The 20,771-nt window shown below is 70.6% G+C and carries 17 protein-coding genes; 13 read left to right on the top strand and 4 right to left on the bottom strand.

Going from position 1 to position 20,771, the window contains the following annotated elements:
* The coding region (locus SM754_RS12350) for an integrin alpha (protein WP_323676540.1) at positions 1-2,006 on the bottom strand (2,006 nt) is incomplete at its 3' end.
* 443 nt (positions 2,007-2,449) lie between these two features.
* On the opposite strand from SM754_RS12350, the gene tmcA reads away from it, so the two are divergent.
* From tmcA to SM754_RS12375, 5 genes are all read left to right on the top strand, one after another.
* Positions 2,450-4,816 (top strand): tRNA(Met) cytidine acetyltransferase TmcA, encoded by a 2,367-nt coding sequence (gene tmcA / locus SM754_RS12355; protein ID WP_323676541.1) that lies wholly within the window; start codon positions 2,450-2,452, stop codon positions 4,814-4,816.
* Positions 4,817-4,918: 102 nt separating this feature from the next.
* Complete coding sequence (locus tag SM754_RS12360; RefSeq protein ID WP_323676542.1) at positions 4,919-5,863, top strand: glycine betaine ABC transporter substrate-binding protein; 945 nt, start codon at positions 4,919-4,921, stop codon at positions 5,861-5,863.
* On the top strand, positions 5,860-8,013 hold the full coding sequence (locus SM754_RS12365; protein ID WP_323676543.1) for a HAMP domain-containing protein: 2,154 nt from the start codon (positions 5,860-5,862) through the stop codon (positions 8,011-8,013). Before SM754_RS12360 ends, SM754_RS12365 begins: the two co-directional genes overlap by 4 nt.
* A 40-nt stretch (positions 8,014-8,053) precedes the next feature.
* The gene (locus SM754_RS12370) at positions 8,054-8,539 is read left to right on the top strand and encodes a DUF456 domain-containing protein (protein ID WP_323676544.1); all 486 of its coding nucleotides are present in this window, start codon (positions 8,054-8,056) and stop codon (positions 8,537-8,539) included.
* Positions 8,540-8,567: 28 nt separating this feature from the next.
* Positions 8,568-9,281 (top strand): hypothetical protein, encoded by a 714-nt coding sequence (locus SM754_RS12375; protein WP_323676545.1) that lies wholly within the window; start codon positions 8,568-8,570, stop codon positions 9,279-9,281.
* 30 nt (positions 9,282-9,311) lie between these two features.
* On the opposite strand, the gene SM754_RS12380 is transcribed toward SM754_RS12375, so the two are convergent.
* The 3 genes from SM754_RS12380 to SM754_RS12390 all read right to left on the bottom strand — a co-directional run bounded on the left by SM754_RS12380 (position 9,312) and on the right by SM754_RS12390 (position 13,793).
* Entirely contained in the window at positions 9,312-11,036 is a 1,725-nt protein-coding gene (locus tag SM754_RS12380; RefSeq protein WP_323676546.1) for a glutamate--tRNA ligase, read from the bottom strand.
* Positions 11,037-11,385: 349 nt separating this feature from the next.
* Positions 11,386-12,441, bottom strand: coding sequence for a geranylfarnesyl diphosphate synthase (gene idsA3, locus SM754_RS12385; protein WP_323676547.1), 1,056 nt, complete (start codon positions 12,439-12,441; stop codon positions 11,386-11,388).
* A complete protein-coding gene (locus tag SM754_RS12390) occupies positions 12,441-13,793 on the bottom strand; it encodes an RNase J family beta-CASP ribonuclease (protein WP_323676548.1) in 1,353 nt (450 codons plus the stop codon). The genes idsA3 and SM754_RS12390 overlap by 1 nt, the downstream gene beginning before the upstream one ends.
* A 434-nt stretch (positions 13,794-14,227) precedes the next feature.
* Between SM754_RS12390 and SM754_RS12395 the strand changes: the two genes are divergently transcribed.
* The 8 genes from SM754_RS12395 to SM754_RS12430 all read left to right on the top strand — a co-directional run bounded on the left by SM754_RS12395 (position 14,228) and on the right by SM754_RS12430 (position 20,619).
* Complete coding sequence (locus tag SM754_RS12395; protein WP_323676549.1) at positions 14,228-14,518, top strand: 50S ribosomal protein L21e; 291 nt, start codon at positions 14,228-14,230, stop codon at positions 14,516-14,518.
* A gap of 1 nt (position 14,519) precedes the next feature.
* Complete coding sequence (locus SM754_RS12400; protein ID WP_323676550.1) at positions 14,520-14,876, top strand: RNA polymerase Rpb4 family protein; 357 nt, start codon at positions 14,520-14,522, stop codon at positions 14,874-14,876.
* A 49-nt stretch (positions 14,877-14,925) separates the two neighbouring features.
* A complete protein-coding gene (locus SM754_RS12405) occupies positions 14,926-15,489 on the top strand; it encodes a DUF655 domain-containing protein (protein ID WP_323676551.1) in 564 nt (187 codons plus the stop codon).
* A gap of 88 nt (positions 15,490-15,577) precedes the next feature.
* The gene (locus tag SM754_RS12410) at positions 15,578-16,414 is read left to right on the top strand and encodes a 16S ribosomal RNA methyltransferase A (RefSeq protein WP_323676552.1); all 837 of its coding nucleotides are present in this window, start codon (positions 15,578-15,580) and stop codon (positions 16,412-16,414) included.
* Complete coding sequence (locus SM754_RS12415) at positions 16,411-17,805, top strand: mechanosensitive ion channel family protein (protein ID WP_323676553.1); 1,395 nt, start codon at positions 16,411-16,413, stop codon at positions 17,803-17,805. The genes SM754_RS12410 and SM754_RS12415 overlap by 4 nt, the downstream gene beginning before the upstream one ends.
* Positions 17,802-18,380, top strand: coding sequence for a HemK2/MTQ2 family protein methyltransferase (locus tag SM754_RS12420; RefSeq protein ID WP_323676554.1), 579 nt, complete (start codon positions 17,802-17,804; stop codon positions 18,378-18,380). Before SM754_RS12415 ends, SM754_RS12420 begins: the two co-directional genes overlap by 4 nt.
* Before the next feature lie 98 nt (positions 18,381-18,478).
* The gene (locus SM754_RS12425) at positions 18,479-19,477 is read left to right on the top strand and encodes a 5-methyltetrahydropteroyltriglutamate--homocysteine methyltransferase (RefSeq protein WP_323676555.1); all 999 of its coding nucleotides are present in this window, start codon (positions 18,479-18,481) and stop codon (positions 19,475-19,477) included.
* The gene (locus tag SM754_RS12430) at positions 19,474-20,619 is read left to right on the top strand and encodes a methionine synthase (RefSeq protein WP_323676556.1); all 1,146 of its coding nucleotides are present in this window, start codon (positions 19,474-19,476) and stop codon (positions 20,617-20,619) included. Before SM754_RS12425 ends, SM754_RS12430 begins: the two co-directional genes overlap by 4 nt.
* The last annotated feature ends 152 nt before the right edge of the window (positions 20,620-20,771 follow it).

Genomic DNA, 20,771 nt, shown 5'->3' on the forward strand with positions numbered 1-20,771 from the left:
GTTGGCTCCGTCGTGGTGGTAGTGGTCGTCGTTGGCTCCGTCGTGGTGGTAGTGGTCGTCGTTGGCTCCGTCGTGGTGGTAGTGGTCGTCGTCGGCTCAGTCGTGGTCGGTTCGGTCGTGGTTGGCTCCGTGGTCGTTGGTTCCGTCGTGGTCGGTTCGGTCGTGGTTGGCTCCGTGGTCGTTGGTTCCGTCGTGGTCGGCTCAGTCGTCGTCGGCTCCGTCGTGGTCGGCTCCGTGGTCGTCGGCTCAGTCGTGGTCGGCTCCGTGGTCGTTGGTTCGGTCGTCGTCGGCTCAGTCGTCGTCGGCTCCGTCGTGGTCGGCTCCGTGGTCGTCGGCTCCGTCGTGGTCGGCTCCGTGGTCGTTGGCTCAGTCGTCGTGGGTTCAGTCGTGGTCGGCCTCGTGGTCGTCGGTTCCGTGGTCGTCGGCTCCGTCGTGGTCTCGGGTGGTTCTTCGGGCGGTTCGCATTCGCCGTCGAAGAGCGCGACCTCGCCGGCGTCGGGTTGCGTGGTGTCGGCGTTCGGTGCGCCGACGACGACGTCCTTCGTGTCGTCGCGAGTGACGCTGCCGACGTCCGAGAGCGCGGTGCCGGCGCGGTCGCGGGCCGACGCACCGCGGAGCGTCGCGTGCGCGTCGGCCAGATTCCGGGTTCCCTGCGGGTCGCTGGCGCCGACAACGAGGTACGCGGCGCCCGCGTTCGGTCCGGCGTGGTCGTTCCCGGGCGCGCCGACGAGGACGTCCGCGTAGTCGTCGCACGTGACGTCACCCGAGCCGGCGGAGGAGACCGCCCAGCCGGCGCGGTCGCCCGCCGCCTCCCCGTCGAGGACGACCGCCGCGTCCGCGAGCGACGTGACGCCGGCCGCGTTCGCGCCCCCGAGGACGACGTACGCCGCGCCGGACTGGTTCCCGTTCTCGTCCGCGAACGGCGCACCGACGACGACGTCGGCGGAGCCGTCGTCGTTCACGTCACCGGCCGTGGCGACGTCCCATCCTGCACCGTCTCGCTGGTCGACGCCGGCCAGTGCGAGTCGCGCGTCGGCGAGCGAGCTCGACGCCGGCAGCGACCCGTCGGTGACGACGTACGCCGCGCCCGCGTTCGACGCGGACCGGTTCGCGTGCGGCGCGCCGACGAGGAGGTCGTGGCCGCCGTCGCCGTCGAAGTTCTCCGCGGTCGCGACCGACCAGCCCGCCCAGTCGCCCGCCGCCTCGCCGGTGAGTTTCGCGTCGGCGGCCGCCGAGATGGCGGACTCGCCGGTCGGCGGGTCGTCGAGGACGTACGCGGCGCCGGCGTTCCGGCCGGCGTCGTCGTCCCAGGGTGCGCCGACGAGAACGCGGTCGCGGACGCCGTCGTCGGGCGCGCCGACGCCGGCGACGTCGAACCCGACGAGGTCGTCGGGGTCGTCGCCGTAGAGGACGTGGTCCGCGGTCGACAGCGCCGTCTCGCCGCCGAAGTCCTCGCCGCCGTGGACGACGAACGCCGCGCCCGCGTCGTGCCCGTTCGCGTCGTCGTGCGGGGCGCCGACGACGAGGTCGGAGACGCCGTCCCCGTTCACGTCCGCCGCCGCGACCGACTCCCCGGCGCGACTGTTGCGCGCGTCCCGGTAGAGGGTCGCGTCGGCGTTGCGCGCGTGCAGTTCGTCCGCCTCCACGGGACCGAAGAAGACGAACACGGCGCCGCCGTACTTCGCGCCGGTGTCGTTGAACGGCGCGCCGACGGCGACGTCGCGGTAGCCGTCGCCGTTCACGTCGCCGACGTTCGCGACCGCGTCGCCGAAGGAGTCGTTCATGCCGCCGCCGCGGAACGTCGCGTCGGCGTCCGCGAGCGACAGCGTTCCAGTGAGCGGGTCGTCCGGCGCTGGGTCGACGGCGGCCGCGTCGGCGGTCCGTCCGTCGGCCGGCGCGAGCGGGGCGACGGTCGCGGTCAGCGTCCCGAGGACGACGACGGCGCTGATGACGACGGCGCTCCACTGCGCGGCGGTCGCGTCGTCACCGAGGCGTGTGCTGGCCATGCGAGGAACTGTCGAGAGAACGTGTCTTTGTTATGAGATTCCAACCGGTGTCGCCCGCGACGCCACGCTCGGCCTTCGAAGCGGGTTCTCTCGACTCCTCGGAGTGACGCCGTGACGGGCGCGACGACCGCGACGACACCTCGCGAGCGGAGACGACAACGCAGTCGGGCGGAAACCGGGTTCTACCGTCGGTCGAACGCGCCCGTTACTTGCCGTAGCCGGTTCCTGTGAGCGTACTTCGACGGGCTGGCGCTCGACCGGGCGCCCGAGTGTCGGGTCTCGACGTCGCGAGGGACGCACTGTGGGACGTGTCGTTGGCGCCGCCGACGGTCGCGCCGATGGTGCCACCGACGGTCGCGCCGATGGTTCGCGGTCCAGGAGGCGGAGCGAACGCGCGGGTCGGGATGGACACCTGTTTCTGCGGGCGCGTCGACCGTGACGGTATGAACGCGGACGGGATGGACGGAGGGGACGCCGCGGACTCGCGCGTCCGGGTCGGCGAGTACGCGCGAGCGCTGCACGGCGAGGCGCGTCGGGCGAACGAGCGGCGCGTGCTCGTGCTCGCCGGCGAGCCGGAGCGGACCCGAGCGCGGGCGCACGACGCGGTAGACGCGGTCCCGGTGGGCGTGAGCGAGACGACGGTCGTCGGCCCCGAGGACTTCCTCGCGGGCGAGCACGTCGGGACGCGTCGCGCCGGCGAGCTCCTGGGGACTACGCGCGAGGTGGTCGTCCTCGACTGCCACGAGGAGTGCCGGCCGAACGCGCTCGGGCGCGTCGTCGGCGTCGTCGACGGCGGCGGGCTCCTCGTCGTGCTCGCGCCGGACGTGGACGCGTGGCCGGACGTCCGCGACGGGTTCGACGAGGGCATGGCGGTGCCGCCGTTCTCGCTCGACGACGTCACCGGGCACTTCAGGCGGCGGCTGGTGGCGCTCGCGCGAGCGCACCGCGGCGTGAGCGTCCTCGACGTCGACGACGGGAGCGACCGGGCGGACGCGACCGGCGTCGTCGCGTCGGACGGCCGCACGGACCCGCCGCCGGCGAAGGCGACGCCGACGCCGTCATCGCCGACCGACGCGCGGTTCCCGGCGGCGGCGTACGAGGCGTGCCGGACCGTCGACCAGGCCGAGGCGGTCGCGGACCTGGAGGCGCTGCTCGACGAGAAGTCGGCGGTGGTCGTCTCGGCGGACCGCGGACGCGGGAAGTCGAGCGCCGCGGGCCTGGCGGCGGGCGCGCTGGCGGCCGGCGGCGAGGACGTGGTGGTGACCGCGAGCGACCGCCGCGGGAGTCGCGAGGTCTTCGAGCGCGCTCGGGAACTCCTCGACGCGCTCGACGCCGCCGGCGACCACCCCGGCGAGTACGACCTGCGAGCCGCGTCGCCCGGTGACGACGCCGACCGCGATGGAGCGACGACCGGGACGTCCACGGGCCCGGCCGGGCGCGTCCGGTTCGCGTCGCTCGCGGACGTCGTCGCCGACCCGACCATCGGAGACGTCCTCGTCGTGGACGAGGCGGCGACCGTGCCGGTCCGACGCCTGGAGGCGACGCTCGAAGCGGACCGCGTGGCGTATGCGACGACCGTCCACGGCTACGAGGGGACGGGTCGCGGGTTCGACGTCCGCTTCCGCGGCCGTCTCGACGACGGCGCGCACGACGTCGTCGAGTCCAAACTCGTGACGCCCATCCGGTACGCGGCGGGCGACCCCGTGGAGGTGTGGGCGTTCCGCGCGCTCCTGCTCGACGCCAGGCCGCCCGTGGACTCCCTCGTCGCGGACGCGACGCCCGACTCCGTCGACTACCGCGAGCTCGACGCCGAGACGCTGCTCGGCGACGAGCACCTGCTCCGGGAGGTCTTCGGGTCGCTCGTGCTCGCGCACTACCGGACCGAGCCCGACGACCTCGCGCGGCTGCTCGACGCGCCGAACCTCTCGGTGCACGCGCTGGTCCACGACGGCCACGTCGCCTGCGTCGCGCTCCTCGCCCGCGAAGGCGACCTGTCCGCCGAGCGACGCGCGAGCATGTACGAGGGCGGTCGCGTGAAGGGAAACATGCTCCCGGACGTCCTCACGAGCCAGCTCCGCGACGAACGCGCGGCGACGACCGTCGGCTACCGCGTCGTCCGCATCGCGACCCATCACGCCGTCCGTCGCGGCGGCCTCGCCTCGCACCTCCTCGCGGAGCTCCGCGCCGACGTCGGCGACGACGTCGACTGGCTCGGCTCGGGGTTCGGCGCGACGCCCGACCTCGTCGACTTCTGGCGCGAGAACGGGTACGGGAGCGTGCATCTGTCGACGACGCGGAACGACGCGAGCGGCGAGTTCTCCGCAATCGTCCTCCGTCCGACGAGCGACGCGGGCCGGGCGCTCCACGACCGGCACGCCGAGTGGTTCGTCGAACGGGCCCCGGGCGTGCTGTCGGACGCGCTCGCGGACTGCGACCCGGACGTCGTCCGTGCGACGCTACGGGCGTGCGACGCCGACGTCGACGTCGACCTCTCGCGGGCCGCGTGGCGGACCGTCGTCGGCGCGTCCTACGGCCCCGGGTTGTTCGACGTCGCACCCGGCCCGTTCCGCGACCTCGCGGCGAAGCACCTCGTCGACCCGGCGGGGAGCACCGGCGACCTCTCCGCTCGCGAGGAGCGCCTGCTCGTCGAACGCGCCCTCCAGGCACGGCCCTGGCCCGCCGTCGCGGACGACCTCAAGTACGTCTCTCCGGGCGCCTGCATGCGCGCGCTCGGCGACGCCGTCCAACCGCTCGTCGACGCGTACGGCGACGCGGACGCGCTCCGCGAGCGCGAGCGCTACCGGGACTGAACGCCGCTCTCACGACCGGACCACCCCGGAACCTGCGGCGACCGGTCCAAGAACGCGAGGGGGTAACCCTTTGTTCCTTCAAAACGTACGACACAGAGAACGATGCAGGGCACTGGGCGCCGGGGGGTTCTCGGAGCGCTCGGTGGCGCCCTCGCGACCGCGGGCTGCGCGACGACACCGTCCGAGTCGTCGACGGGCACGACGCCGCATGCGGCCGTCGGTTCCAAGCAGTTCACCGCGAACCGACTGCTGGGCTGGATGACCTTCGAGACGCTGCTTGCTCGCGGGAGCGTCGACCCGGTCAACAGGATGGGCACGGGCGGGACCGACGAGACGTGGCGGGCGCTCGTCGACGGCGACGTCCACTGCTACTGGGAGTACACCGGGACCGCGTGGCGCGACATCCTGGGGCGAGACGAGCGCTTCGGTGACGCCGACGCGCTCTACGACGCCGTCGTCGACGCACTCGCCGACCGCGACGTCGCGGTCGCCGCCCGCGGCGGGTACGACAACGCGTACGTCCTCTACGCGCGCCGGGCGTGGGTCGACCGGACCGGCATCGAGACGCTCGACGAGCTCTTCAGTTGGCTCGCCGACGGGAACGACGACGTCCGCGTCGCCATCACCGAACACTTCAAGCAGCGCCAGGACGGCTGGAGCGCCCTCCTCGACCACTACGACCTCGACCCCGACGGGCGCGAACGCCTGGCTGCGCGCACGACGTTCGTCGAACCGCTCGTCACGTACGACCTGCTCGCCAGTGGCGCCGCCGACGTCGGCCTGGGGTACGCGACGAACCCGAACGTCGTCGCCCTCGACGTCGTCGCCCTCGAGGACGACCACCGGTTCTTCCCGCCGTACCAGCCGATCCTCCTCGTCGACGAGACGGCCGCGAGCGCGGCCGCCGTCCTGGAGACGACCGATAGCTTGGGGCGAGCGCTGGACGACGCGGCCGTCCTCCGCGAGCTGACGGCGCGCGTCGCGTTCGACGACGAGTCGCCGCGAACCGTCGCTCGCGAACACCTCCGCGAGGTCGGCGTCCTGTGATCGGACGCGTCCTCGACCGCGTCCGCGGGCGGTACGCGCTCAAGGTCGCCATCGCGATCGCGGTCGTCGTCGCCGTGGTCGCGGGCGTCGGCGCGGTCGCCGTCGCCGCCATCGACGCCGAACTCGGCGCGACCGTCGAATCGACGATGGTCTCCCAGGCGCGCGCCGAAGCCACGGGCGTCGACGACTGGCTCGACAGCCACCGCGAGTTCACGCGCCTCGTCTCCACCGCGGACCACGTCGCCGCCGACGACCCGGACGAGGTCCGGTCGGGGCTGCGGGAGACGCTCGAACGCACGCGGAACGGTGACGTCGTCGGCGTGTACGTCATCGACAGGCGCGCGAAGCGCGTCGTCACCGCCGTCGGGAGCGCCCGACCGGAGCGCGACGACCCCTACTGGGGGCGACTGTTCTTCCAGGACTTCGGGGACGTCATCACGACCGACCCGTACGGCGCGAACGACGGGCGAGCGGTCGCGTTCGCGAGTCCCGTCGAGGGGAACACGTCGCGCGTCGTCGTCGTCGCGGTCCGCGCCGACGGCGTCTCCGAGCGCTTCGAGACGCCCTACGGCGCCGGGTTCACCGCGGTCGTCGACTCCTCGGGGACCGTCGTCTTCGGGACCGACACCGCGAGCGTCGGCGAACCGTACGCGACCGGGAACGAGACGCCGACCCCCGTCCGGCGCGGGCTGCGCGGCCAGAGCGGTTTCCAGGACGCGTTCCCGGCGGACCGCGGCCTCGACGCGGACCACGTTCGGTCGTACGCACCGGTCGCCGCGACGGACTGGGTCGTCGTCAAGCACGCACCGAGCGACGCGGCGTACGCGGTCTCGAGAGCCGTCCGTCGGACCGTCCTCGCCCTGGTCGCCATCGTCCTCGTCGGCGCGGTCGGCGCGTACGGGCTCGTCGGCTGGCGGACGACGCGCACGCTCGAATCACTGTCCAGGCGAGCGCGCGCGGTCGCCGCCGGCGAACGCGACACGGACCTCGGCGTCGACCGCGACGACGAGTTCGGCGACCTCGGGGACGCCATCGCGAACATGCGCGACGACCTCGTCGCGCGCATCGCGACCGTCGAACGCCAGGAACGCCACCTCGCGACGCTCGTCGAGAACCTCCCCGCGACGCTCGTCGCGTTCGACGCCGACGGCGTCATCACCGCGGTCGCGGGCCGGCACGTGGACGCGCTCGCCCCGGCCGACGCGGTCGGCGCGGACGCCGCGACCGTGCTCGCCGACGGCGCACTCGGCGAGGCGTGCTTCGAAGCGCTCGCCGGCGACCCCGTCTCCACGACCCTGACCGTGCCCGCCGGGACGTTCGACGTCCAGTTCAGTCCGACCGACGACGGCGGGACGGTCGTCGTCGCGCACGACGTCACCGACCGCATCACGCGCCAGCAACGCATCGACGTCCTGAACCGCGTCCTCCGTCACGACGTCCGGAACCGACTGAACGTCGTCCTCGGGCAGGCGTCGACGCTCCGCGACCACGTCGCGGACGACGCCGGCGTGCGCGCGCTCGACGACCTCGTCGCGGAGACCGAGCGCGTCGTCGAACTGAGCGAGGACGCGCGCGCCGCACAGGCCGTCATCGACGCCGACACCACGCCCGTCGACCTCTCCGCGGCCGTCCGGGACGCCGTCGCGTTCGCCGAGAACCGGCACGACGATCTGTCGGTGACGCGCTCCGTGACCGAGGACTGCTGGGGGGACGCGACCGTGCACGTCGGCCGCGCCGTCGAGGAACTGCTCTCGCTCGCCGTCGAACGCGTCTCGCACGACGAGCCCGTCAGCGCGACCGTCGAACTCCGGCACGACGGGGACATGGTCGTGCTCGCGGTCGCGGACGACGGCCGACCCGTCCCGGAGACAGAACGCCGCTGCGTCGAACGCGGCGCGGAGAGCAAGCTCGAGCACGTCTCCGGCGTCGGCCTCTGGCTCGTCTACTGGACGGTCACCCTCGGCGGTGGCGACATGACCATCGCCGACGCGCCCGCCGGTGGCGCCCTCGTCACGTGCCGGTTCAGGGCGTGCGACCCCGAGCGCGTCGACGCTGACGAACCCGACGGCGACGGGTTCGGCCTCGAGGACGGCCACGACACGAGCGACCGGGGCGACGCGGGCCCGGATACCGAGACCGACGACTGGTGACACCGGAACGTTCTTCGGCGTTCTCGCGCTACCAGCAGGCATGTTCCTCGGTCTGGACGTCGTGACGGTCCTCGCGTTCGCCCTCCTCGCGCTGGGCGTGGTCGGGAGCGCGATTCCCTCCATCCCCGGGCCGCTCGTGAGTCTCGTCGGCGTCCTCGCGTACGCCCTCGGTGGCGGCACCGGCGTCAGCACCGTCGTCCTCGCCGCGCTCGTCGCGGTCGGCGTGGTCGCGGTCGTCGCGGACTGGCTCGCCGGCACGCTCGCCGCGAAGTACGGCGGCGCGTCGTGGACGGCGAGCATCCTCGGCGGTCTCGTCGGGTTCGTCGCGTTCCTCGCCGTCGGCCCCGTCGGCCTCATCGTCGGCCTCGCCGGCACCGTCTTCCTCGTCGAAGCGTCCCGCGAGAACGCCGAGCACGCGACCCGCGCCGCCGTCTACTCGACCGTCGGCGCGCTCGGGAGCGTCGTCGTCCAGGTCGCGCTCGCGTTCGGGATGCTCGCCACGTTCACGCTCGCCGTCCTCGTATGACCGCTCACTCCGACAGCGAACCCGAACGATGACGACGTTCGTCGAGTTCCTCGCCGGGAACGCGTTCGCGCTCGCCATCGTCGCCGCGGTCGCGCTCGTCCTCGTCGGCGTGTTCGCGCTCGGGGACCGCGCCCCGCCGACCGTCCAACCGACCCGCCCGATATCCACGGCCGACGGACTCAGGGCGACGGCCGACGGACCGACGACCGACGCGGCAGCGACGACCGACGACGGAGCGCTCGGTTCGGTCGCCGTCGTCGGCACCCCGACGACCGAGAGTCCGCTCGACGCCCCGTTCACGGACGTCGACGCGGTCGCGTTCGCCGTCCGCGTCGCCAGCCCGTTCGGGCACGTCACCACCGTCCGCGCCGTCACCTCGTTCCGCCTCGACGTCGACGGCGAGACCGTCCACGTCGGCCTCCCGACCGCACACTCACCGGTCGTCGACGACGCCCGCAGCACGCACCGGCGCGTCCTCCACGACAGCAACGACGTTCCCGCCACCACTGCGGACCTCCTCACCGCGCTCGACACCGACCGGTCACGTGTCGCTCGCCTCCTCTCCGGCGGCGTCCTGCCGGGCCGCACTCGTCGCACGTACCGCGTCACCGTTGTCCCCGTCGACCGCCCCGTCGCCGTCGTCGGCCGGGTCTCGCGCGACGGCGACGACTGGCGACTCGACCCACCAGAAGACGGCGCGCTCCGGTTCCTCGACCCATCGAGCGTCACGAGACACGCCTGAGAACGCGTCGGCCCGAAATGCCAGGGCTGGTCAGGGGTGCGCGAAGTACGTCAGCACGTCCCCGTCGCCCTCGAAGTGTAGATCGTCCACTCGCGCGTACCCGACGCGCTCGAACTGGACGACGTCGTCGACCGCGTGGTCGAGGAGCCCGGGTTCGGCGACGCCGCGCTCGTCGCCGTCCATCGTCCGCATCCGGACCGTCGGCCCGTCCGCTGGCGCCCAGTGCACGACGTCCACGTCGCCGTCCGTGACGACCGACAGGTCGTCGTCCGTGAACGCGAGCGCGTCACCGGTGTGCTCGACGCACCCGAGGCCCTTCAGCCAGACGCGGTCGCCCGCGTCCGGGACGTCACCGGGCTCGAGGACGACCGCGTCACCCACGGAGATGTCGCGGTCGCCGCGCTCCTCGAAGTCCGGATGCAGCGGCGGCCGCGCGCTCGCCGGCCCGTCGCCCTCGACGCCGAGCTCGACGGGGTCGCGGACGAGGAACCGTCGCGTCGCCGTCTCGTCGACGTACTCGCGGTTCTTCGCGTACACGCTCGACATCGCCAGGTCGACGTCCGTCGTGGACATCCCGAGTTCGAGCATCGCGTCCACGAGCGCCTCCCCGCGGATACCGCGACGGCGGACGCTCGCCACCGTCGGCGCGCGCGGGTCGTCCCAGCCGTCCAGTTCGCCCGCGTCCACGAGCTCCTTGATGGTCGACGTGGACATCTTCACGTCGTACGCGTCGATCTGGACGTGCCCCCAGTGCACGACCTCCGGGTACTCCCAGTCGAAGTACTCGTAGAGGAACCGCTGGCGCTTCGCCGAGTCCTGGAGGTCGATACCGCGGACGATGTGCGTGACCCCAGTGAGGTGGTCGTCGACGCCGCTCTGGAAGTCCAGCATCGGCCAGCACCGGTACTCCGCGGCCTCCTCGCGCGGATGCGGCGTATCCACCATCCGGAACGCCACCCAGTCCCGGAGCGCGGGATTCTTGTGGTCGATGTCGGTCTTCACGCGCAGGGTCATCTCGCCCGCGCTGTACTCGCCGTCGACCATCGCCGCGAACTCCTCGCGCGTCGTCTCCACGTCCTTGTCCCGATGCGGGCACGGCTCGCCGTCGTTCTTCAACTCGGAGAACGCCTCGCCGCTGCACGAGCACGTGTACGCGCCGTCGGCGTCGATGAGGTTCCGGGCGTGCTCGTAGTACGTCTCCACGCGATCGCTCGCCTTCAGGACCTCGTCCGGCTCGAACCCGAGGTAGTCGACCGCGTCCAGGATCTCGTCGTACGCGGAGAGGTCCGGGCGCTTGGTCTCCGGGTCCGTGTCGTCGAACCGGACGAGCATCCAGCCGTCGTACATGTCCTTGTACGTCCCGATGACCGCCGGCATCCGCGCGCTCCCGAGATGCCACGGGCCGTTCGGGTTCGGCGCGCACCGCATCCGCACCTCGTCGTACTCGTCGACGTTCGGCAGGTCCGGCAGCGGCCGGTCCTCGGTCTCGTCCTCGGCCAGCAACTCGTCGTAGCGCTCGGGCGCGAGCTCCTGCAGGCGCTCGACGCGCTCGTCGTGACTCATGTCGTTCACGCGCGACACGACGCCTCCGACGACGCCGGGGACTTCGTCAGCGTGCTCGCGGAACTCGGGGTTCTCGCCCATCAACGGCCCCATCACCGCGCCGACCGCCGCGTCGCTCTCGTGCTTGACCGCGTTGAACAACGCGGCCGTCTCTGCAGCCTCCTCCACGCGCGCTCGGAGTGCCTCGTCCATTACCGCGACCTACTCCCGGCCGCGTAAAAACCACCCCGATGTCGCGCCGACGCATCCAGCACGCGAGCGCGTGCCTCTCCTCCAGTGTCCACCGGAGCTCGCCGAAGGTGCCTCCCCAGTCGCTGTTCGGGCGTCCTTCCGAACCTGCTCCGAACCGAACGTCGCGAACGTCGCGCTCCACCGACGAACAGACCGACGCCGCCGGCAACGGCTTCCGACGGGACACGTCGAACCCACCGCCACCGGCTGCCCTGCCGTCACCGGCCGCAGCGGGTCCGCCGTCACCGACCGTCGCAGCCGCGCCGTCTACGTCCCAGACGACCGACCGCTCGCGCGAACCAGCGGCGAGTCAGTACTCGCGCTCGATGAGGTAATCCGCGAGGTCCTCCAGCAGCCGACGAGCGTCGTTCTCCGGCAGCCGCTTGAGTCGGTCCTTCCCTCGCTCGACGAGGTCGCGCGCCGTCTGGTTCGCGTACTCGATACTCCCCGCCTCGTGCAGGCGCTCGACCGCATCGTCGATTTCCGCCTCGGTGACCGCCTCCACGTCGTCGGTCTCGACGAGCGCGTCCACGTCCACGTCGTGCTCGCGAGCGTGCACCGTGATGAGCGTCTGCTTGTTCTCCACGAGGTCGGACCCGCGCTGCTTCCCGAGCTTCTCACTCGGGACCGTCAGGTCGAGGACGTCGTCCTGAATCTGGAACGCACGACCGACGTCGAGCCCGTAGCCGTACAGCGCGTCCACGGTCTCCTCGTCCGCACCGAGCACGATGGCGCCGAGCGCCGCCGACGCCGCGTACAGGACCGCCGTCTTGTGCTCGATCATCTCCATGTACTCGTCGGGGACCACGTCACCGCGCTGCTCGAACGCCACGTCGAGACTCTGGCCCTCGCAGATCTTCGTGCACGTCGACGCGAGCATGTGGAGCGCGTCCACCGACCGCTCGGCGGGCGCACCCGTCTCCAGGAGGATCTCGAACGCCTTCGAGTACAGCGTGTCCCCGGCGAGGATAGCGGTATCGAGCCCGAACTCCTCGTGGACCGCCGGCACGCCACGACGGAGCTCGTCGTCGTCCATGATGTCGTCGTGGATGAGCGTGAACGACTGGATGACCTCCACGCTCACCGCCGCCGCCATCAGGTCCACCGGCTCCCCGGTGAGGTCCTCGAACGCACGATAGTCGACGTCCTCGGACAGTCCGTCGACGTCCGTGAGCGCCTCACCGACCGCGAGCAGGACCGTGGGCCGCAGGCGCTTCCCGCCCGCGTCCAGCAGGTACCGCGAGGCCTCGTACAGCCGCTCCGGTCGCTTCACCGGAAGCTCCTCCGGGATGGCGGCGTTCACGTGCTCTCGGCGCGCTTCGACCGCCGACAGCACCGCTTCCTCCCGCGTACTCGGGTCTGTCATCATTCCACGAGCTGGATGAGGTTCCCGTTCCGCGTCACGTGCAGGTCACGACCCATCTTGTACCCCTGGTTCTCGCAGAGGTTCACGTACCCGCTGAAGCCGCTCATGTCCTGGTGCGCGGGGATGACGTGCTGGGGCTGGAGCGCCTGCAGCATCTCGTAGTGGCCCTCGCGGTTCAGGTGCCCGGAGACGTGGATGTCGTCGTAGATGCGCGCCCCCTGCATGCCGAGGAGCTGCTCGGCCTGATACCGCTGGCCTTCGTTCGTCGGTTCCGGGATGACGCGCGCACTGAAGAGGACCTTGTCGCCGTCCTCCAGCTCGTACGGCGTCTCGCCGCGAGCCATCCGCGTCAGCATCGCGCGCGGCTCGCCCTGGTGGCCCGTGACGATGGGGAGGTAGTCGCCCTTCCCCTCGTTCATCACTCGCTTGAACGTCCGGTCGACCGACTTCCGGTGCCCGAACATCCCGACGTCGTCCGGGAAGTCGACGAACCCGAGGCGTTCCGCGGTCCCGGAGTACTTCTCCATGGAGCGACCGAGGAGGACGGGCTGACGCCCGATGTCCTTCGCGAACTGGACGAGGCTCTTGACGCGAGCGATGTGGCTCGAGAACGTCGTCGCGACGATCCCGCCGTCGTAGTCCTCGACGGAGTGCATGACGTCCTTGAGGTGGCGGCGCGCGGTCGCCTCGCTCGGCGTCCGGCCCTTCTTGTTCGCGTTCGTACAGTCCTCGATGTAACACAGGACGCCCTCGCCCTCGCGACCGATCTCGCGGAAGCGCTTCATGTCGATCGGGTCGCCGATGACGGGCGTGTGGTCCATGCGCTTGTCCAGCCCGTACACGACGGCGCCCTCGGGCGTGTGGAGGACGGGGTTGATGGCGTCGATGATCGAGTGCGTGACGTTCACGAACTCGAGCTCGACCTGGCCGCTGTCACCGATGCTCATCGTCTCGCCGGCCTCCATCTCCACGAGGTCGTTCTCGACGCCGAACTTCTGCTCGCCCTCGATCTGCTGTTTGACGAGCGCGTTCGTGAACGGCGTCGCGACGATCGGTGCGTCGTAGCGGTGCGCGAGCTTGCTGATCGCGCCGATGTGGTCGAGGTGACCGTGCGTCGGCACGATAGCCTTCACGTCGCCCTCCATCTCGGACATGATTCGGTCGTCCGGGATGGCGCCCATGTCGATGAGGTCGAGGCTGTGCATCTTCTCGGTCTCGACGTTGTCGTGGATGAGGACCTTCGACAGGTTCAGTCCCATGTCGAAGATGACGACGTCGTTCCCGGCTCGTACTGCGGTCATCTGGCGGCCAACTTCCTCGTAGCCGCCGATTGTGGCGATTTCGATTTCCATAGCTAACGCACTGAAAGCCCGCCACGGCGGCGAGCGCTGTCGGTCGCCCGCGAGGGCGACTCTGGTATGCAAATACCCGCGGTTGTCCGATTGCAGGGGCCCCGGCGTCTTGCAGCGCGTCGGCGTGCAACCCGCTATGCTCCACTCGTCTACGGCCGCGAAACCGGCCGGCGGCGAGTCCGACTCCGAGCGGAGCACTTACCCGCGGGCGTTGTGGTGTTGGGTTCTTCATCGTCGGAGGGTAAAAAGACAGTGGGTTGGTCTCGGCGAGCCGATGGGTCCAGGGTCCGACGTCGACGCCCGGGCCGGAGCGAGCGAGTCCGCGGTCGAACCGCGGCGTTCGCTCGCCGCTCGAACCCGCTCGTCGGGGGTCGTCGCCACCGTCGAGGAACGTGCGTTTTATAACGACGACGGCGGAACTGGAGTGTACGACTATGCCGAACTCGCACGGACCCCGCAAGAAGACCCGGAACAAGCTCAAGAACCACCCCCGAGAGCGCGGGACGTCCCCGCCCCAGCGCGCGATCCAGGAGTTCGAGACGGGCCAGAAGGTCCACCTGAAGATCGACCCGTCGGTCGCCGACGGTCGCTTCCACCCGCGTTTCAACGGCCTCACGGGCGAGGTCGAGGGCAAGCAGGGCGCCGCGTTCAAGGTCGCCATCAACGACGGCGGGAAGGAGAAGACGATCATCGCCGCGGCCGCGCACCTGAAGGCCCAGCAGTAGGATGACGATATTCAAGGAGAAGCTCGACGAGGAGTTCCTGACGTTCGCGGAGACGAAGGAACTGCTCGACGAGGTGGAGGCCGACCGCGCGCTCGACGAGGACCGCGAGATGCGGTACGAGCTCGCGCGCGCCATCGAGCACGTGAATCGCTTCACGGTCCTGGACCCCGAGGAGTCCCTCGAACTCGTCGAGGAGCTACAGGCGTTGGAGAAGGTCGACGAGGCGACGGCGTACAAGATCGCGAACCTCCTGCCGGAGGACCGCACGGAGCTGCGTTCCGTGTTCGCGAAGGAGCGGTACACGCTCGACGGCGACGAACTCGACGAGATCTTGAACGTTCTCGCGAAGTACGTCTGAGTCCCACCCGCCATCTTTTAAATACGTCGTCGTCCTAACTGCTACTATCATGAGTGATTCAACCGCCGAGGAGCGGGTCGCGGTCGTCCTCGACATCTTCCCGAACGGGCGCTCCGACGGGCGTCACGGCTCTCGCCCGATGGCGTACGCGCTCGACGTCCGAGATTTCACGCTGAAGGAGATCGTGTTCGAGGAGACGCCGGAGGTCGGGATGGACGACGAGCTCGTCATCGAGCCGTCCGGCGACGCGGTCCGTGGGGTGTATCCGGTGGACTACGAGGATATCTCGGGGAGCGCGCAGTCCGAGCTCGAGTACATCGTCGAGGAGCTCGTGGAGGCCGAGGAGGACCGGTTCGTGGCGTTCTACAACGACGCGCAACCGATCACGCTCCGGCTCCACCAGTTGAACCTCCTGCCGGGTATCGGGAAGAAGCTCCGGAACACGATACTCGACGAGCGCAAGCGAAAGCCCTTCGAGAGCTTCGAGGACCTGGAGGAGCGCGTGAAGGGCCTGCACGACCCGGTGAGCGTGCTCGTCGAGCGAATCCTCGAGGAGGTCCGCGAGGACGACCTGAAGTACAAGACGTTCGTGGGTCGGGACGAGGACGCCTGAGTCGCGAGACTGGACGCTGCGTTCTCGCTCAGGGTGACGGACGTCCCGCTGGGTTTACGCCGCCTCGCGTACTAGCCGAGTGCAATCGATGAGAGACCCTGAGGGCTTGCTGTCTCGTGCTGGTGTGCGCGGCGACCCGAACCGCGACCAGCACTTCCTCGTTGACGACCGCGTGCTCGACCGACTGCCGTCGTACCTCCCGGAGGGCGAGGGTGTCCGCGAGCACGTGCTCGAGATCGGCGCTGGGAACGGTGCGTTGACCGCGCGACTCCTCGCGCAGGCGGAGCACGTGACGGCCGTGGAGCGTGACCCGGAGCTCGCCGGCTTCCTCCGCGAGGAGTTCGCCGACGAGATAGCCGCCGGCGACCTAGACGTGATAGAGGGCGATGCCCTGGAGGTCGACCTCCCGGAGTTCTCGGCGTGCGTCGCGAACCTCCCCTACAGCGTGTCCTCCCAGATCGCGTTCCGGCTCCTTCCGTTGAAGAAGCCGCTCGTCCTGATGTTCCAGCAGGAGTTCGCGGAGCGGATGGTCGCGGCGGCGGGCACGGACGACTACGGTCGGCTGTCGGTGAGCGCGCAGCACTACGCGGACGTGGAGATCGTCGAGCCGGTCCCGAAGGAGGCGTTCAGCCCGCCGCCGGCGGTCGAGAGCGCGGTGATTCGCGCGCACCCCCGCGACCCGGACTACGAGGTCGACGACGAGGACTTCTTCCTCGACTTCGTGAAGGCGGTGTTCACGCAGCGCCGGAAGACGATGCGGAACGCGGTGCGGAACACCGTCCACATCTCGGGGCTGGACGACGGGTCGGCGGTCGTGGACGCGGCCGACGAGGAGTTGATGGGGCTGCGGCCGGGGAAGGTGTCGCCGGAGCGACTGGCGGCGCTCGCGGTGCTCGCCGCCGACGTCGGCCGTGATGCGGAATGATGCAGACGGACCCGACGTTCGTCCAGCAACTCGTCGACGGGTTGAACGGGCTCTCTGAGACGTTCGACACGACGGTCATGCGGACGGCGGTGACGGTTGCGGCGCTCGGGGTGCTCGCCGGTATCGGGTGGGTGACGACCAAGGTCCAGACGTGGCTCCGCGAGCGCTTGAGCGAGTTCACCGCGGACGTCCTGACGGTCGTCGTCGTCGGAACGACGTTCGCGTCCGCGATCGGGGTGACCCTCGGCGTGTGGCGGCTCGCGGACGACGTCGCGAGCGCCATCGGAGAACTCCTGCCCAACGAGGGGACGGGGCCGCTGCTCGCGGCGACGTTCATCATCCTGCTCGTGACGCACCTGTTGTCGCGGGCGGGCCGTCGGATCGTCGGGAACCTCGTCAGTCGACGCGACGCGTTCGGCCAGCACGAGGTCGAGATCACGTACCGGGTCGTCCAGATCACGCTCTGGGTGGCTGCGGCGTCGGTCGTCCTCGGGCTGTGGAGCGTCGACCTGACGGGCGTCCTCGTCGGCGCGGGCTTCCTCGGTATCGTCGTCGGGATGGCCGCCCGGCAGACGCTCGGCGCGGTGCTCGCGGGGTTCGTGTTGATGTTCGCGCGCCCGTTCGAGATCGGTGACTGGGTGGAAATCGGCGACAACGAGGGCATCGTGACGGACATCAGCATCGTGAACACGCGCGTGCAGACGTTCGACGGCGAGTACGTGATGCTCCCGAACGACCTCGTGAGCGGCCAAGAGGTCGTGAACCGGTCGCGGAAGGGCCGGCTCCGCATCGAGGTGGAGGTCGGCGTGGACTACGACGCGGACGTGCCGACGGCGACGGAGCTGGCGGGCGAGGCGATGGACGACCTGGACGCCATCCTGTCGGTGCCGACGCCGCAGGTTGTCGTGAAGCGCTTCGGGGATTCGGCGATCGTGCTCGGGTGTCGGTTCTGGATCGACAAGCCGAGTGCGCGCCGGAAGTGGCGCGCGCGGACGGCGGTCGTCGAGTCGGTGAAGGCGACGTTCGACGAGGCGGGCGTGAAGATCCCGTTCCCGCAGCGCGAGCACTCGGGGCGCGCGGAGACGGGTGGGTTCCGGCACGCGGAGACGTCGGCGTCGGTGCCCGTGGAGGACGGCGGCGTGGACGCGGAGCCCGAACCGGACGCGGTCGTCGAACCGGCCGAGGAGGACGTGCCGACGCCCGACGCGGCCGGCGCGCGCGAGAGCGGGTTCGGTATCGGCGGGGACGACCTCGGGATGACGTTCACGAAGGGTCGCGTGTCGCGCGGCGACGATTCCGGAGCGGACGACGGCGACGGCGGGGACGGCGGCGCTGGCGATGACGAAGACCACGAGGACGCGAGCGACGGGGAGTCGGAGGGGTCGTCGTGACGGACCTCGCGGAGCGCCGGGGCGTCGAGACGGAGGTGTACCAGCCGGCGGAGGATTCGGCGCTGCTGGCGTCGGTCGCGGAGGAGTCGGTGCGGGGCGACGATCGCGTGCTGGAGGTGGGGACGGGGTCGGGATGGGTGGCCGAGCGCGTCCGCGCGGAGACGGGGGCGAGCGTGGTGGCGTCGGACCTGAACCCGCACGCGACCCGGCAGGCGCGCGAGCGCGGGCTGGAGGCGGTCCAGGGCGATCTGGTGTCGGGGTTCCGCGACGGGGCGTTCGACGTCGTACTGTTCAATCCGCCGTACCTGCCGGCGGACGCGGCGGCGGCGCGGGACGACTGGATGGAGCGGGCGCTGAGCGGTGGCGAGGACGGTCGTGCGGTCGTGGAGCCGTTCGTGGAGGCGGTCGGGCGCGTGCTCGCGCCGGACGGGTACGTGCTCGTGCTCGTGAGTTCGCTGACCGGCGTCGACGAGGTCGTCGAGTTCGCCGGCGAACGCGGGTTCTCGGCGGTCGCGATGCGCGAGGAGTCCCATCCGTTCGAGACGCTGTCGGTCCTGAAGCTGGTGCCGGCCTGAGCGAGGTGCGTGCGCTGGCACCACGCCACATGATTACTGCTACGCATCTGCGCGTACAGTAAATATTAAACAGCCGCATTTCCTACGCGGTACTACGCATGACAGAACTCGTCGCCACCACACCCGGGCTGTTCCCGCTCCCGGACTGGGCGAAATCCGACCTCTCCGACCTCAAAGGCCACCAGAAGGAAGACCTCGTCGACGGCGACGAGGACGACGCCGTCCACGACGCCTACGCCACCGCGCGCGGCGAGGTCGTCGACGCACAGGAAGCGGCCGGCCTCGACCGCGTCGTCGACGGCCAGCTCCGCTGGGACGACATGCTCGCGCACCCCCTCACGGTGCACGACGCCGTCGAGACCCGCGGCATCGTCCGGTACTACGACAACAACAACTTCTACCGCGAGCCCGTCGTCCGGGACGACCTCGCGTTCTCCGGGGACGTCGCCGACGAACTGACGGCGACCGCCGCGCTCACCGACGACCCCGTCCAGGCCGTCCTCCCCGGCCCGTACTCGCTCGCGGACCTCGCCACGAACGAGCACTACGAGGGCGACCGCGAGTTCCTCGCCGCCATCAGCGAGTTCCTCGCCGGCGAAGCCGACGCGTTCCCCGAAGTCGAGACGCTCTACCTGCTGGAGCCGTCGCTTGTCGAGTCCGCGCCCGACGACGACGTCGCCGCCGACCTCGCCGACGCCGTCACGACGGTCGCGGACGCCGTCGACTGCGACGTCGTCGTCCAACCGTACTGGGGCGCGCTCGACGAGAAGACCCACGCGCACCTCCTCGACGCGGACGTCGACGCCATCGGGTACGACTTCGTCGCGAACCACGAGGACAACCTCTACAACATCAACGAGTACGGCACCACCAGCGACGTCTCGCTCGGGCTCGTCGACGGCCAGAACACGCTCGTCGAGGACCCCGAGGTCGTCCGCGACCGCGTCGACTGGGTGCACGAGCAGGCCGTGAGCGCCGACTTCGACACGACGTACGTCACGACGAACACCGAGCTGTTCTACCTCCCCTACCCGAAGTACGAGGCGAAGCTCGACGTCCTCGGTGACGCGGTGTCGCTCGCGGAGGTGGAAGCATGACGGACGCGCCCGAGACAGTCGACGACAGCGTTCCGGACGGCAAGGACCAGTTCCGGCCCGCTGGCCACGACAACGAGCACTTCCTCCTGACGACCGTCGTCGGGAGCTACCCGAAGCCGAAGTGGCTCGACCGCGCTCGCGAGCTCTACCAGGGCGGCGACACGACGAAGCCCCGCGAGCACGAGGGCGAGCACGCCGAGGAGCTCCCGGACTTCGACGAGGACGCCTGGGCGGAGGCGAAGGACGACGCGAGCCGCCTCATCACGAAGGAGCACGAGCGCGCGGGCCTGGACGTCGTCGTCGACGGCGAGATGCGGCGCAACGAGATGGTGGAGTTCTTCGCGCACCGCATCGACGGCTACGAGTTCAACGGCCCCGTGAAGGTCTGGGGGCACAACTACTTCGACAAGCCGAGCGTCGTCTCCGAGGTGGAGTACGACGAGACGTGGCTCGTCGACGAGTACGAGTTCACCGCCGACGTCGCCGACCGCCCGGTGAAGGTCCCCATCACGGGGCCGTACACGCTCGCGAACTGGTCGTTCAACGAGGCGTACGACGACCTCGAGTCCCTCGCCGTGGACCTCGCGGACCTCGTGAACGAGGAGATCCAGAAGCTCGTCGACGCCGGCGCGCGCTACATCCAGATCGACGAGCCGGCGCTCGCGACGACGCCGGACGACCACGCCATCGTCGGCGAGTGCCTGGAGCACATCGTCGACGACATCCCCGAGGACGTCCGCGTCGGCCTGCACGTCTGCTACGGCGACTACTCGCGCATCTACCCCGAGGTGCTCGAGTACCCCGTCGACGAGTTCGACCTGGAGCTGTGTAACGGCGACTACGACCAGCTCGACGTGTTCAAGGACCCGGCGTTCACCGCGGACCTCGCGCTCGGCGTCGTGGACGCGCACGTCGCGGAGGTCGAGACCGTCGAGGAGATCAAGGCGAACATCCGGAAGGGCCTGGAGGTCGTGCCGCCCGAGCAGCTCGTGGTGTCGCCGGACTGCGGCCTGAAGCTCCTGCCCCGGGAGGTCGCGTACGAGAAGATGGCGAACCTCGTCACCGCCGCCCGCGAGGTCGAGGCGGAACTCGACGCCGGCGAGATCAGCGTCGAGGCCGCGCCCGCCAGCGCGGACGACTGACCGCGGTCGCGGAGTCGGTCGCGGCGCTACTCCTTCGTCGCGCGAAGCGAGAACGTCAGTGGCAACTCGACGGGGACGTCGTCCGGTAGCCACCAGCGACCGTCGCCGTCTCGTTCCATGCCGTCGTACATCGGGAAGTCGGCCCACCGGTG

The organism is Halorubellus amylolyticus, from assembly GCF_034808145.1.
In the GTDB taxonomy this organism is placed as follows: Archaea; Halobacteriota; Halobacteria; order Halobacteriales; family Natrialbaceae; genus Halorubellus.

Coding starts and splice junctions, on each gene's coding strand:
- SM754_RS12410 (WP_323676552.1), top strand. CDS start 15,578: ATGAGAGACCCTGAGGGCTTGCTGTCTCGTGCTGGTGTGCGCGGCGAC.
- SM754_RS12390 (WP_323676548.1), bottom strand. CDS start 13,793: ATGGAAATCGAAATCGCCACAATCGGCGGCTACGAGGAAGTTGGCCGC.
- SM754_RS12395 (WP_323676549.1), top strand. CDS start 14,228: ATGCCGAACTCGCACGGACCCCGCAAGAAGACCCGGAACAAGCTCAAG.
- SM754_RS12415 (WP_323676553.1), top strand. CDS start 16,411: ATGATGCAGACGGACCCGACGTTCGTCCAGCAACTCGTCGACGGGTTG.
- idsA3 (WP_323676547.1), bottom strand. CDS start 12,441: ATGACAGACCCGAGTACGCGGGAGGAAGCGGTGCTGTCGGCGGTCGAA.
- SM754_RS12370 (WP_323676544.1), top strand. CDS start 8,054: ATGTTCCTCGGTCTGGACGTCGTGACGGTCCTCGCGTTCGCCCTCCTC.
- SM754_RS12405 (WP_323676551.1), top strand. CDS start 14,926: ATGAGTGATTCAACCGCCGAGGAGCGGGTCGCGGTCGTCCTCGACATC.
- SM754_RS12425 (WP_323676555.1), top strand. CDS start 18,479: ATGACAGAACTCGTCGCCACCACACCCGGGCTGTTCCCGCTCCCGGAC.
- SM754_RS12430 (WP_323676556.1), top strand. CDS start 19,474: ATGACGGACGCGCCCGAGACAGTCGACGACAGCGTTCCGGACGGCAAG.
- tmcA (WP_323676541.1), top strand. CDS start 2,450: ATGAACGCGGACGGGATGGACGGAGGGGACGCCGCGGACTCGCGCGTC.
- SM754_RS12375 (WP_323676545.1), top strand. CDS start 8,568: ATGACGACGTTCGTCGAGTTCCTCGCCGGGAACGCGTTCGCGCTCGCC.
- SM754_RS12380 (WP_323676546.1), bottom strand. CDS start 11,036: ATGGACGAGGCACTCCGAGCGCGCGTGGAGGAGGCTGCAGAGACGGCC.
- SM754_RS12360 (WP_323676542.1), top strand. CDS start 4,919: ATGCAGGGCACTGGGCGCCGGGGGGTTCTCGGAGCGCTCGGTGGCGCC.
- SM754_RS12400 (WP_323676550.1), top strand. CDS start 14,520: ATGACGATATTCAAGGAGAAGCTCGACGAGGAGTTCCTGACGTTCGCG.